10 protein-coding genes are annotated in these 12,905 nt (G+C 48.0%); 8 read left to right on the top strand and 2 right to left on the bottom strand.

The window, feature by feature from the left end; genetic code table 11:
• Nucleotides 1–234 (top strand): metallopeptidase TldD-related protein (locus RCH83_RS13555; RefSeq protein ID WP_306522978.1); only part of this gene is annotated, 234 nt, incomplete at its 5' end.
• Nucleotides 235–317: 83 nt separating this feature from the next.
• On the opposite strand, the gene RCH83_RS13550 is transcribed toward RCH83_RS13555, so the two are convergent.
• The gene (locus RCH83_RS13550; protein WP_306522976.1) at nt 318–875 is read right to left on the bottom strand and encodes a DUF1569 domain-containing protein; all 558 of its coding nucleotides are present in this window, start codon (nt 873–875) and stop codon (nt 318–320) included.
• 270 nt (nt 876–1,145) lie between these two features.
• On the opposite strand from RCH83_RS13550, the gene RCH83_RS13545 reads away from it, so the two are divergent.
• The 3 genes from RCH83_RS13545 to waaA all read left to right on the top strand — a co-directional run bounded on the left by RCH83_RS13545 (nt 1,146) and on the right by waaA (nt 4,916).
• Nucleotides 1,146–1,889 (top strand): hypothetical protein, encoded by a 744-nt coding sequence (locus RCH83_RS13545; protein WP_306522974.1) that lies wholly within the window; start codon nt 1,146–1,148, stop codon nt 1,887–1,889.
• Nucleotides 1,890–1,905: 16 nt separating this feature from the next.
• Nucleotides 1,906–2,664, top strand: a complete 759-nt coding sequence (locus RCH83_RS13540) for a glycosyltransferase family 25 protein (RefSeq protein ID WP_306522972.1) — start codon at nt 1,906–1,908, stop codon at nt 2,662–2,664.
• 206 nt (nt 2,665–2,870) lie between these two features.
• On the top strand, nt 2,871–4,916 hold the full coding sequence (waaA, locus tag RCH83_RS13535; RefSeq protein WP_306522970.1) for a lipid IV(A) 3-deoxy-D-manno-octulosonic acid transferase: 2,046 nt from the start codon (nt 2,871–2,873) through the stop codon (nt 4,914–4,916).
• Between the two features lie 71 nt (nt 4,917–4,987).
• Here waaA and RCH83_RS13530 read toward each other — a convergent pair whose 3' ends face one another.
• Complete coding sequence (locus RCH83_RS13530) at nt 4,988–6,760, bottom strand: S8 family peptidase (RefSeq protein ID WP_306522968.1); 1,773 nt, start codon at nt 6,758–6,760, stop codon at nt 4,988–4,990.
• Nucleotides 6,761–7,186: 426 nt separating this feature from the next.
• Between RCH83_RS13530 and RCH83_RS13525 the strand changes: the two genes are divergently transcribed.
• The 4 genes from RCH83_RS13525 to RCH83_RS13510 all read left to right on the top strand — a co-directional run bounded on the left by RCH83_RS13525 (nt 7,187) and on the right by RCH83_RS13510 (nt 12,902).
• Nucleotides 7,187–8,368 (top strand): NAD(P)/FAD-dependent oxidoreductase, encoded by a 1,182-nt coding sequence (locus RCH83_RS13525; RefSeq protein WP_306522980.1) that lies wholly within the window; start codon nt 7,187–7,189, stop codon nt 8,366–8,368.
• 289 nt (nt 8,369–8,657) lie between these two features.
• Entirely contained in the window at nt 8,658–9,596 is a 939-nt protein-coding gene (locus RCH83_RS13520; protein ID WP_306522966.1) for a hypothetical protein, read from the top strand.
• Nucleotides 9,597–9,917: 321 nt separating this feature from the next.
• Nucleotides 9,918–11,720, top strand: coding sequence for a S8 family serine peptidase (locus RCH83_RS13515; protein ID WP_306522964.1), 1,803 nt, complete (start codon nt 9,918–9,920; stop codon nt 11,718–11,720).
• 267 nt (nt 11,721–11,987) lie between these two features.
• Entirely contained in the window at nt 11,988–12,902 is a 915-nt protein-coding gene (locus RCH83_RS13510) for a prenyltransferase (RefSeq protein ID WP_306522962.1), read from the top strand.
• Nucleotides 12,903–12,905 lie beyond the last annotated feature (3 nt).

Genomic DNA, 12,905 nt, shown 5'->3' with positions numbered 1-12,905 from the left:
ACCGAATTGATGGGCCAGGGCGTCAACAGCGTAACAGGTGATTATTCCCGTGGCGCCGCCGGTTTTTGGGTAGAACATGGCCAAATCCAATATCCGGTGTCGGAAATTACCATTGCCGGTAACCTCAAAGAGATGTTTTTTGATATTGCCGCTGTAGGCAACGACGTCGATAAAAGAGGTGGGGTGTTAACAGGTTCTGTATTGCTGGGACAGATGCAAATCGCCGGGCATTAAGCTTAACTTAAACCCAACTTTGTGAATAAAAAACCAGCCGCGGCTGGTTTTTTATTGCGGGAAATTTTGATGTGAAAGCATGTTCAGACAGCTTCGGTGTTGCTAATGCTGATTTGGCTTAAATGATTCTGCAGATGTAACCAATGTGCTGCCTGATAATCAGTGGCACTCAGTGCACCATAAGCAAAATGTGGCTGCAGCGGCTGACCTGTCTGACTCTGAGTTATAAAGAGTTCCAGCTCTGCAATCAGCAAAGTTAAAGCTTGTTGTGGATCTTCGCTTTTATCAAGCGCCGCCATACCCGGAATGGCTTCTGCCAGAGGGTGGGTCATGGCCCCTGTTGCTTTAAAACTAAAAAGCGCCAGCTTGCCGGCAGTTTGTTGAAAAAACGGCGATTTTTGCACGGGGAAACCTGTTAAAGAACCCTGAATGCTTTGGGCGCAGTGGCGGAAAATTTGTGCTGCGCTCCATTCACCACTGCTTTGCAGCGGTTTACCTTGTAAGTTTTTTAGCTCGCCAAGCAGCAGCGTTAAATCAAAATCTCTGCTTTTGCCAAGGCTGGCGCCAACAAGACCGGCGCTGCCCAGGGCTAAACCTGCAACACTGACACCACTGAGGGCCAGAAATTTCCTTCTATTCATAAGCTTTGCTCTTTATGCTATTGCTGAAAGTGCTCGTTATGGCAGCAAAATTCAATTTATTCAGCCTGTTGTCAGTTGTTGCTGGCACAATGCCGCTTTTTTAGCAGTATGCCCTGAACAGCGCTGCTGCTGCCAGTGTTGCTGCTTCTGATGTTGCCCCTGTTGTAGAGGGACAAAGAAATTCCAGCGCTGATTTTCTTTTTCTTATGATAAACTTGCACGTCACACTGCATGGTAACAGCGGTCACAGGCCTTAAAACGGGAAATGTTATGAGCCAAGTCAATATTCTGTGTATCAAATGGGGCAAAAAATATGGCCCGGATTACGTTAACAAACTGTACAACATGGTCAGCCGCAATCTGACATTACCATTTCGTTTTATCTGCCTGACCGATGACGCTGCAGGTATCGATGCCACTAAAGTGGAAGTCAAAGATATTCCAAAAGTAGGTTTTGCCGATTTTGACAACCGCGAGCCATGGAGTTTTGGTCACGGCTGGTTAAAAGTGACCAGTTTTGCCGACCCTTTATATGACATCACGGGTCCAACTTTGTTTATTGATTTAGACGTGGTGATTGTTGGCAATATCGATTGTTTTTTTGAGCCTGAAGGCGAGTTCCGTGTCATTAAAGAATGGGACAAAAAAGATGAAACCGGTAACACCTCAGTGTACCGTTTTAACATTGGCGCCCATGCTGATTTAATTGAAAACATCAAGAATAACAAAGACAAAGTGCTGGCTTCTGTACGTAACGAGCAGGAATATGTCACCAGTTATCTGAACAAACAAGGCAAGCTGCAATATTGGCCAGCTGGCTGGTGTGTCAGCTTTAAACGTCATTGTATGCCAAAAGGCATTATGAGCTTTTTTAAACCTGCCACTATTCCTGAAGGCGCCAAAATTGTTGCTTTCCACGGTAAACCAAATCCGCCTGATGCCATTTTAGGTATTAGCGGTAAGTGGTATCGCCGTGTGCTGCCAGTGCAGTGGGTTGCGGATCTGTGGCGTTAAGCCGGGCGCTTTGGGCATGAAAATGAAAGTTTTTGTGATTAACCTCGACCAATCGGTCGAGCGTTATCAGCACGCTGTAGCGCAGTTTGCACCTTACCCGGACATTGTGGTGGAACGTATCAGTGCCGCCGATGGCCGGGTGATGAGCGAGCAAGAGCTGAACCAGTATTATTCGCTGGAGCTGAATAAAAAGCTTTATCACAAAATACTGCGACCTGGTGAAAAAGGCTGTTATATCAGTCACATCTGGTGCTGGCAGCAAATTGTGGCGCAGCAGCTCGACTTTGCCATTATTCTCGAAGACGATTTTATTCTGCAATGTGATTTAGCCGCGCTGGTGGATGCAATTCGCCAGTTGCAGCAGCCATGGCATTACTTAAAACTGGCGATGCCGAATAAACAGCAGCCGGTGTTACAACGCGAGCCCATGGCGCATGGTTTTTCGCTGGTGCATTATCAAAAAATGCCGGTATCTACAGTAGCGCAGGCGGTGAGTCTGGCCGGTGCTCAGTTGTTGCTTGATAAGATGCAGCCATTTTACCGCCCTGTGGACGTGCAGCTGCAATACAGCTTTGATTTAGGCATTGAAGTGATGGGCGTGCAGCCTTTACCGTTTCGGCCAGAGCTCGAGTTTGAAAGCCTGATCAATCCACATCAGAAACAGCCGGTGAACAGGCCGTTGTTTTATAAAAGCCGTTTATGTTTTAGCTGGCAAAACTTATGGCACAACCTGCGCCATTATGGGCTTATGGCTTATTTAACAGCTAAAAAATAAAGCTGTTGTTTTGCCATGTTATTGGCCAAAACTAAGGCCAAAACAGTGACCAAAACTTTTAAGCTGAAATTGTAAAAAGGAGCTGAAGTCAGCTCCTTTTTTTATGGCTGGTTTGGCTGTTGTTGCGCTGCCTGTTGGTGTCATTCTGGTAATGTGTGGCCGCGCGCAGTATGATCGCGCCATCTCTATTGTGCTGGATTTGTGTTTTGTCGCGACTTTTATTCTCTTTAGGCATTGTGAGCTATAGCCTGCTGCTGTATCTGCTGCGTTTTCCGATGTTGTTGTTGTTTATCTATCGCAGCAAAGCCGACTCAGCCTACCGTCAACGTTTTGCCGAACGTTTTTGCTATCAGCCTATTCCCTCAGAAGCGGCTGGCGGTATTGTAGTGCACGCGGTGTCTATGGGCGAAGTAGTGGCGGCAACACCTTTAATTAAACAGCTGCTGGCCACTTACCCTGATTTACCTGTCACTGTCACCTGCACCACGCCAACAGGCTCAGCCCGTATCAAAGCCAGTTTTGGCGACAGCGTGTTTCATTATTATTTGCCTTTTGACACACCGGGCAGCAATCACCGTTTGCTGAAAAAGCTGGCGCCACAGCTGGTGTTGCTGCTGGAAACTGAACTTTGGCCCAATCTGATTAGGCAATGTCATCAGGCCGCTATTCCGGTGGTGCTGCTGAATGCCCGTTTATCCGCCCGCTCTGCCCGCGGTTACCGCCGTTTTACGACGTTGGTGCAGCCGATGCTGGCGCAGCTGAAGGTCATTCTGACGCAGGACAATAACAGCCGCCGCCGTTTTTTAACTTTGCTTGGCAACAAAACAGCTGAAGCCAAACACAAGGTGCAGAACACCGGCAATCTGAAATTTGAAGTGCAGCATAACGTTGCGCTGATGGAGCAGGCGAAGGACTTCAAAGCGCAGTTAAAAGGCCGTCCGGTATGGGTGGCAGGCAGCACTCATGCCGGTGAAGATGAACAAATTCTGGCCGCTTTTAAACAAGTTTTAACAGCGAAACCTGAAACGCTGCTGATTTTGGTGCCGCGCCATCCTGACCGTTTTGAGGCAGTGGCAGTGCAGGTAGGGCAGGCCGGTTTGTCAGTGGCAAGGCGCAGCAAGCAACAGCCATTGTTGCCAACAACCCAGGTTTTGCTGGGCGATTCGATGGGCGAGCTGATGTTGTGGTATCAGCTGGCTGACGTGGTTTTTGTTGGTGGTTCTTTAATTGAGCGTGGCGGCCATAACCCACTGGAGCCGATGAGCCTGGGTAAAGCCATTCAATCTGGCCCTTATGTGTTTAATTTTGCCGTGGCTTTTAAACAGCTTCAGCGCCGGCAGGCGGTGGGGTTTGTGACAAATGCTGAAGAGTTGGCGCAAAGTACTTTAAATTTGCTGGCTGAGGATACAAAACGTCAGCAGATGGCAGCAAAAGGCTTAGCGCTTTACCGGCAGCAGGGGGGCGCCACCGCAAAGGTGCTTCAGGTTGTCACAACCTTATTACCAACAACAGGAGGCCGCCATTTGCAGCAGCGTGACGGGGTAAACGAAATTTGGTACGACTCAGAGTTGTTGTCTGCCGCTGGTTTTGCGAAGGCTGATAAAAAGCTGTTTCAGGCACAATTCTGGCAGCAACAAGATGCCGTAACAGGCCAGTCAAGCGGACGCAACACAGTGTGGTTTGTTAAAGCCAATACCGAACAATGGGTGCTGCGCCATTATTATCGCGGTGGTTTAATTGGCAAAATAAACAAAGACTGGTTTTGGGCAGTGCCGCTGGCAAAAAGCCGCGCTATGGCTGAATTTACCATGTTGCAGCAGATGGTTCAGCTGGGCTTGCCGGTGCCAAAACCGGTAGCGGCGTTATATACAGCCAGAGGTTTAGGTTACAGCGCTGATATTCTGCTTGAGCTTATTCCGGGCAGCATTGATATTTGCCATCTATTACAACAACGGGCGTTAACAGCAGTCGAGTGGCAGTTGCTGGGCCAGATGCTCCGGCGTTTTCATCGGGCAGGGGCTTATCATTCCGATATGAATTGCCACAATATGTTACTGGACCCACAAGGTAAATTCTGGCTGCTGGATTTTGATAAATGTGCATTTCGCCAGGGCCAGGATTGGCAGCAGGGCACTATGGACAGGTTGTTAAGATCGTTGCGTAAAGAAGCCAGGCTGGCCGGTGAAAAGGGTAAAAAGTTTTATTGGCAGGAATCTGACTGGGCTTTGTTGCTGTCTGGTTATCAGGCTTAAAAGTTCAGTTGTTGTTGAGCAGGTAAAAAAGGGCGCCGTTTGGCGCCCTTGATGTTTCAGCTGATTTGTTCTTATTGGTAAGAAGTGTTCAGTGTTAAACCAGTCACTGCGCTGTAACCACGGATACCAATATGGTAAGTAGCTGCTACAGGGTTGGTGAAGCTGCAAGTTTCGCTGTTGCCGGTTTTGTATGGGCGGCAATCGTAGGTGCTGGTAGTTGGGTTAGCACCACGGCGTACATACAAGTCAGCATCGCCTGTACCACCGCTGATGCTGATGGTCAGGTTGGTTTTACCAGCTGGTACTGTCAGGGTGTAATATTTCCAGCTGCTTGTTGCAACGCTGATATTACTTACTGTTGAAGTGACTGGTGTAGTGCCACCCGTTGTGCCTGCAGCTTTGGCTACTGCAGCAGCAGCGTCAACAATACCGGTACCACAGCTGGTGCAGGTTGCCGGGAAAGCACGGGTCGTGGTTTTTAAAATAGATTCCACTTCATCCGGCGTTGCCGTTGGTTTTTTCTGTTTAATTAACGCAGCGACACCAGCAACGTGTGGTGCTGCCATAGAAGTACCCTGAGAGTAACCGTAGCTGTCTGAACCAGGTACTGTGGTGCCTGTGTTGTAAGTAGACAGAATACCGTTGACGTCGTTGGCTGAGTTCATGGCGCCGCCAGGAGCCGCTACGTCAATAGAGGTACCGTAGTTAGAATAATAAGCACGGCCACCATTGCGGTTGGTTGAAGCTACGTTTACCACACCGGCACAGTTGCCTGGGTTGTAGTTGTTAGCGTTGTCGTTGTCGTTGCCTGAAGCAATAACAACCACAGTGCCACGTGAACGGGCAGAGTTAATAGCGGCCTGAGTTGTTGAATCACAAGCACCTGAACCACCAAGGCTCATGTTAATCACTTTAGCCGGGTTGGCGTTGGCTGGTACACCAGACACTGTGCCGCCTGAAGCCCAGATAATACCGTCGGCGATATCTGAAGTGTAACCACCACACTTACCTAACACACGCACCGGTACTACTTTAGCCTGATAAGCCACACCAGCAACACCAGAACCGTTATTGGTTACGGCAGCAATGGTGCCTGCCACGTGGGTACCGTGCCAGCTTGAATCCTGTGCTTGTGTTGGGTAACCATCACCACAGGCGCCTACCTCCACCCAGTCGCCCGGATCGCGGGCATCAGAGTCGCGGCCGCTGCCGTCGTTACCAACAAAGCTGTCAGAAATCATGTCGTAGCCTGGCAGGATATTGGCATTTAAGTCGGCATGTGGACGGTAACCGGTATCCAGCACGGCAACAACCACGCCTGAACCTGTAGCGCTGTCCCATGCAGCTGGCGCACGCAGGCCACCTGTTGTTTCAAAATAATGCCACTGGCTGTTGTACTGAGTGTCGTTTGGTACTGCATTAATAGTTAAAATGCGGTCTTCTTCCACCAGGCTTACATTGGCGTCTTTGGCCAGGTTGGCCATCATTTCTTTTTTCTCTTTTTCGCTCAGACGACGGTCTGCACGCACAATGTGGCGGCCATTGACTGCGCTTGAACGAACATATTGCAGTTCAGCACCTGCCAGCGCAGATAAAGCTTCTTCAACGTGAGCCTTGGCATTCAGCACTGGTGCTTGTTGCAGACTGTTTACGTCGCCCTGGGCGCCGCCGGCCTGACCTTTAAATGCCACGATAAACTGAGTGTGGGCTTCCTGAGCGACTTTAGCGTTGCTCAGCGTTGGTACTTTTAACAGGTTTGGAACTTCAGCAGCCTGAGCCGATAAACACAGGGCCGATAAGGTAGCGAGGGCGATTTTCTGTAAATGGAACGCTTTGTTTTGCATGGGAATTCTCACAACTTTTTTGGTTATTTGCCTGGAGTTTCCTGCCGTAGTTTTAGTTGATTTGGCAGGCTGCGCAATAATTCATCAATGCGATGCTAATGTAAAGATGCGTAAATTAACAAGATAACCCAATAAAGGTACGCCAGGCGATAGATGTCCATCCATTCAGACATTGTGATAGTTACCTTCAAAGGCTTGATCCTGCTGCAAGCCAGACCAGTCCAAGCTTGTGTTACAAATAGTTACAACTGTATACAATGCTGTTAATGGAATAAGGTATATCAAAAAGTAATAAAAAAAGATCGGGCTTGGATCTGTTTTGTCATCAAATTGGCATTTTTGTTTGATCCGGCCGTGGCAAATTGCCTTTCTGTGGTCAGTGGCCGACAATAGCGGCCTTTGTGACATAAAAGAGTGCAGATGCTGATGCAGCAGTGGGATGTAATAGTGATAGGTGCTGGCGCTGCCGGTTTGTTTTGTGCCATTGAAGCAGCCAAAAGAGGCCGTAAAACGCTGGTGCTGGATAACGGCAAACGTATTGGCCGTAAAATTCTGATGTCCGGTGGTGGCCGTTGTAATTTCACCAATATGTACACAAGCCCGGCGAATTTCTTGTCGCAAAACAAACACTTCTGTAAATCAGCTTTAAGCAGGTATACCCAGTGGGATTTTTTGGCTTTGGTGCAGCAATATCAAATTCCGTATCACGAAAAAACTCTGGGTCAGTTGTTTTGTGATGACAGCGCCAAAGATATTGTCGATATGTTACAGCAGGAATGTAATAAAGCCGGGGTGCAGATTGCGTTGCAACAGGAAATCCAGACGGTAACTTTTAGCGATGGCCAGTATCTGCTGCAAACCAATGGTGGAAACCGCAATTGCCAGAGTCTGGTGGTGGCCAGTGGTGGTTTAAGTTTGCCGAATTTAGGCGCCACTGCTTTTGGTTTTCAGCTGGCAGAGCAGTTTGGGCTTAACGTATTGCCGGTGCGCGCCGGTTTAGTGCCATTGACCTGGCAACCGGACGACAAAGCTGTGTACGAAGAAATCAGCGGTGTGTCCTTGCCTGTCACAGCAGAAACCAATGAGGTGTTGTTCCCGGAAGATATGTTGTTTACCCATCGTGGTTTAAGTGGTCCTGCTATTTTGCAAATTTCGTCATTCTGGCTGCCGGGTGATGCTGTCACAGTGAATTTATCGCCTCAACAGAATGTGTTGGAATTTTTGACGGAAGCACAACAAAAACACCCGGAGCAGGAGCTGAAAACAGCGCTTTCAAGGCTACTACCCAAACGACTGGTGGAAAAACTACTGGAACAAAATCTGTTGACCAATCAACCACTCAAAGCATTAAACCCAAAAAGCAGCCAGCGCATTGCCGATTTATTGCATCAGTTTGTATTTAAACCCAATGGCACCGAAGGTTATCGCACCGCTGAAGTCACTTTGGGTGGGGTCGATACCAATGAACTGTCGTCCAAAACCATGGAAGCGAAAAATCAACCTGGTTTGTATTTTGTCGGTGAAGTGGTTGATGTCACAGGTTGGTTGGGTGGTTACAATTTCCAGTGGGCCTGGAGTTCAGGCTGGGTGGCCGGGCAATATTGTTAAAACCGCCGCAGCAGTGGTTTTGTCTCAGGCGGCTTTGCATTAAGTCGCCTGAATATTGTCTGAGTTTTGTTGTTACTGTCTGGTCAAAATTCCCTCTGAAAGCCTTGCCACACCATTGTCTGAGAGACACTACACAGATTGTTAGTAAAGTGTTTGATTTAATAACATTTTTAATCGTCGAAAAGCTTTACATCCTCCTCAGGCTGCATTTTTAGTGAGCTGTTTTAGTTCAGATTTTTTATCTGGCACAGTCAATGCTGTATTAGAAACAGATAAATTAGGAGGCTCTATGATTAACAGGACATTCACGCTTAAAACTCTGGTGCTGGCATCTTGTCTGCTCAGTGGCGCTGCTTTGGCTGGTCATATTGACGGTGGTGAAGGTCATGGCGGCGGCGGTGGTGCTGGCGGTAACTTACCCGATCCATTACCCAGCTGTACTATTCAGGATATGCAGGCTGATTATATCCGTAAACTGGATGGTGTTGATCTGGGTGGTCCGTTAGACCCAATCCGTAATGCCGATGCCTGTTATGGTTTGTTGGTGGGGAATAACGCCACTATGGAATTACCCACCATTAACCGTGGTTATCTGGGTGATGGCTGGTTTAACGAAGCCAACCCGGATTGGTGGCCAGGTCAACCGGGTGCATTTATTGAAGATGAAGATCTGCAGGACCTGAAAAAAGATGGTATTGCAGACGACCCTGGTTGGGTTTATATGGGTAAAGATGACGGCAATGGTTTTGATGGCGCCACCATCCCCGATGCTGAAACGCCTTATACCTTTATTGATAATTTATTTACCTGTAGTGAAGATGGTATTACCTATGGTACCTGTACCGGTATGTACAAAGGTCGTTGGAAATTTACCCCACCAACTGAACAACCTGAATTGTTATTAGCCTTGTTGGGTGGTGCCTTTTTTGATCAGGTGGCTGTGGTATTTAAAGGCGGTGGTACCTTCCTGATGTATACCTTCAGCCTGGAAAATATGGGTTTGGCGCCCATTCTGGCCGGTGAAACCAAATTTGAATTTGGTGGTACCTTTGATTTTGAAGATTTGTTGTTAAACGGCAGTGGTGATGGCACAGCGGCCATTTCAAATGTCAGTTTATGGGCAAGGGACCCCTTCCTGCCGACCCAAGTGGCTGAACCTGGTTATCTGGCGTTATTAGGTCTGACCTTGTTGGTGATGTACCGTCGTCGTCAGTTGCGTGTGAAGTAACAATGTTGTGATAAAGCTAAAGTCATAAAGTGAACATAAATCCCGGTCCAATGCTCAGGCCGGGATTTTTTTTCAGGCTGTGCTGATCGAAAAGTAACCGCTTCCAACCCTTGCTACATCTGGCTTTTGCCCTGCTTGCTATTTTTTTACAATTAATTACGACTGTAAAAATTGTTGTATTACCCTATTGCAGTGATGAATCGAATATGTCATTTATTAAGCATGACCTAATGTAGATTTGCGTTAGGCTCGACAAAATATGCGGCAGGATGCCCCTCAAAACAAAACACACCCTTGACACATGCAACAGGAATCGTAGTTATGAATTTCAAAAAAGTGGCTCCAATCGCAGCAGCAGTGCTGGCGGCCGTTAGTTATACCCAGGCAGCTCAGGCGTCAGAACGGGTCATCCTGCAAGTTGACAATGCCAACAAAGGTATTGTTACCGCTTTATCCCGCCAGTTAGGTGGTGAAGTAAAACTGGAAGCTGATGGTTTTATCTCAGTTGAGTTTGAAGGCAAATCTTTTGACGAAATCAAAGGTATTTTAAAAAACCCACATATCAAACTGGTGGAACAAGACTTTAAACGTACGCCAATGGCGCTGTATAACGATGACGCCGGCAACCCGATGCTTGACCAGCTGACCCCTTATGCCGTTTACCAGTCTCAGGTAAAACAGGTTGCTTTTAACCTGGGTGCAGCACCAAAAGTTTGTGTGATCGACTCAGGTCTGGATCGCAGCAACGTTGACTTCGAATGGGGCAGCATCACAGGTGACAACGACAGCGGCACTGGCAGCTGGGATGTTAACGGTGGCCCACATGGTACACACGTAGCAGGTACCATTGGTGCAGCAGATAACGGTGTAGGTGTTGTGGGTATGGCGCCAGGCGTGCCAATGCACATCATCAAAGTATTTAACGCTGAAGGTTGGGGTTATTCTTCAGACCTGGCTTATGCAGCACAAAAATGTAAAGCAGCTGGCGCTAAGATCATCAGCATGAGCTTAGGCGGTGGCGGTTCTAACACCACTGAATCAAACGCTTTCCAGAGTTTTGTTGATGGTGGCGGTTTAGTGGTGGCTGCAGCTGGTAACGACGGTAACAACGTACGTTCATACCCTGCTGGTTACACTTCAGTAATGATGGTTGGTGCTAATGATGCCAACAACAATATTGCTGATTTCTCTCAGTTCCCAAGCTGTACTATAAATCGCGCTACAGATGAAAAAGTCTGTGTCGAAGTAACAGCCGGTGGTGTTGATACCCTGTCTACTTACCCTGCAGGTATGGCTACTGTTGCCAGCCTGACAACCAGCAACGGTGCTTTTGCTTCTTCTGCGATGGAAAACGTTGGCACAGCTTCTGGCGCAACCTTCTTTATGGGTACTGCTGAAACTGTGAACTCAGGCGCTGCCGGTAAAGTTTGTGTGATTGACCGTGGTGTGATTTCTTTCCATGACAAAGTGAAAAACTGTCAGACTTCAGGTGGTATCGGTGCCATTCTGATCAACAACACTGCTGGCATGTTATACGGTACTCTGGGTGAAGGCACAGCCAACACTACAAACATCCCTGCAGTAGGTGCAGCTTTTGAAGACCGTGCAGCTCTGCTGGCGGCCACTTCAGCCACTGTTGCCATCGAAGGTGGTGATTATGGTTATATGAGCGGAACTTCAATGGCAACACCAGCAGTGTCTGGTATTGCTGCGCTGGTATGGTCTAACCACCCGACATGTAAAGGTGAACAAATCCGTTCTGCACTGAAAGCAACTGCAAAAGATTCAGGTGCTGCCGGTAAAGACGTGTACTTCGGTTACGGTATTGTGCAGGCCAAAGCTGCGCATGATTACCTGGTCGCTCAGGGTTGTGGCACCACAGGTGGCACAGCGATCACCTTATCTGCAGTGTCTTACAGCAGCAAAGGTAAACGTAAAGTTGACCTGAAGTGGGCAAACGCCACTGGTAGTTCTGTGGACGTATTCCGCAACAACGCCAAACTGGTCACTACAGCCAACGACGGTTTACATACAGATACACTGTCAGTACGCGGCACTTACAACTACAAAGTATGTAACGCCGGTACCACAGTATGTAGCTCAACTCAAACAGTGGTTTATTAATTCCCTGTTGAGCTGAAAAAGTGTTTACAAAGAGGGTAAACACCTTCATCACTGCACCTCTGACAGTATTGTTGACAGTGCAGTGATGAACCAAGTTGTTGTTAACGTGAAAGGCAGCCGGTTGGCTGCCTTTTTTTATAAGGAAAAACAGCATCTTGCCGGACATTTGTGCCATGTTATGGTGTGGCTGGCTTGCTGTTAAACAACCCGGTCTTAGCCTGAAGCTGTTGCATAACCGATGCTTGCACAGCAAACAAGGAGTGATGCATGCTAAAAGTGTTGCTGGGTGTCGCCCGCTGGAATTTTCTGAGTTTAACCTTGATCACTGTGGCGCTGGCGGCAGTGACGACCCGTTTTCAGGGCGCCGTATTGCAGCCGCTGCAGCTTGGTTTGGTATTGTTGCTGGCACTTTGTGCCCATATCAGCGTCAACGCTTTTAACGAATATTTTGATTTTCGTTCTGGCCTTGATCTGCTGACCAAACGCACACCTTTTAGTGGCGGCAGCGGCACCCTGCCGCAACAACCTGCTTATGCAAAGGTGGCGTTGATGCTGGCCCTTGCCACTTTAGTGCTGGTGGTGAGCATAGGGCTTTATCTGACCTGGCAGCTCGGACTCAAGGCCTTGTGGATTGGCATCCCTGGTGTGTTGTTGGTTTATGCCTATACCCAATATCTGCAGCGCTGGCCTTTAGTGTGTTTATTGGCGCCTGGTGTTGGTTTTGGTGGTTTGATGTTTTTGGGCGCGGTTTGGACACTGGGTGGTGTGATTCACTTAAGCAGCATTTTTCTTGCGCTGATGCTGGCATTACTTTGCAGCAATTTATTGTTATTAAACCAGTTTCCAGATGTAGAAGCAGATCGTCAGGTCGGCAGAAGGCATTTGCCCATTGTGATAGGTTTAACACGCAGTCTGGTGGTATTTGCGCTATTGTATCTGCTGAATTTTGTGTTGTTAATGATAGCGGTGCTGCTTCAGCTGCTGCCAGTTGTTTGTCTGATAGTCTTGTTTATTGTGCCGCTGGTGCTGCTGTTATTGCATAAAATAAAAGCTCATCTGCAACAAAAGGCGGAACTTGTGCCGGCACTGGCACTGAATGTGTTGTTGGTCCATCTGTATCCGCTGTTGTTGTTGCTCAGTCTGTACTTTTCAACTGATGTTGTGTCAGCTGCAACCGGCTGATTT

This window comes from Rheinheimera sp., from assembly GCF_030824435.1.
Lineage (GTDB): Bacteria > Pseudomonadota > Gammaproteobacteria > Enterobacterales > Alteromonadaceae > Pararheinheimera.
The sequence above is the reverse complement of the archived record's forward strand: the minus strand, read 5'-3'. Positions and strand labels throughout refer to the sequence as shown.

Excerpts from the sequence above, each read along its gene's own strand:
- RCH83_RS13550 (WP_306522976.1), bottom strand. The coding sequence starts at position 875 with ATGAATAGAAGGAAATTTCTGGCCCTCAGTGGTGTCAGTGTTGCAGGT.
- RCH83_RS13530 (WP_306522968.1), bottom strand. The coding sequence starts at position 6,760 with ATGCAAAACAAAGCGTTCCATTTACAGAAAATCGCCCTCGCTACCTTA.
- RCH83_RS13545 (WP_306522974.1), top strand. The coding sequence starts at position 1,146 with ATGAGCCAAGTCAATATTCTGTGTATCAAATGGGGCAAAAAATATGGC.
- RCH83_RS13515 (WP_306522964.1), top strand. The coding sequence starts at position 9,918 with ATGAATTTCAAAAAAGTGGCTCCAATCGCAGCAGCAGTGCTGGCGGCC.
- RCH83_RS13525 (WP_306522980.1), top strand. The coding sequence starts at position 7,187 with ATGCAGCAGTGGGATGTAATAGTGATAGGTGCTGGCGCTGCCGGTTTG.
- RCH83_RS13510 (WP_306522962.1), top strand. The coding sequence starts at position 11,988 with ATGCTAAAAGTGTTGCTGGGTGTCGCCCGCTGGAATTTTCTGAGTTTA.
- RCH83_RS13520 (WP_306522966.1), top strand. The coding sequence starts at position 8,658 with ATGATTAACAGGACATTCACGCTTAAAACTCTGGTGCTGGCATCTTGT.
- RCH83_RS13540 (WP_306522972.1), top strand. The coding sequence starts at position 1,906 with ATGAAAATGAAAGTTTTTGTGATTAACCTCGACCAATCGGTCGAGCGT.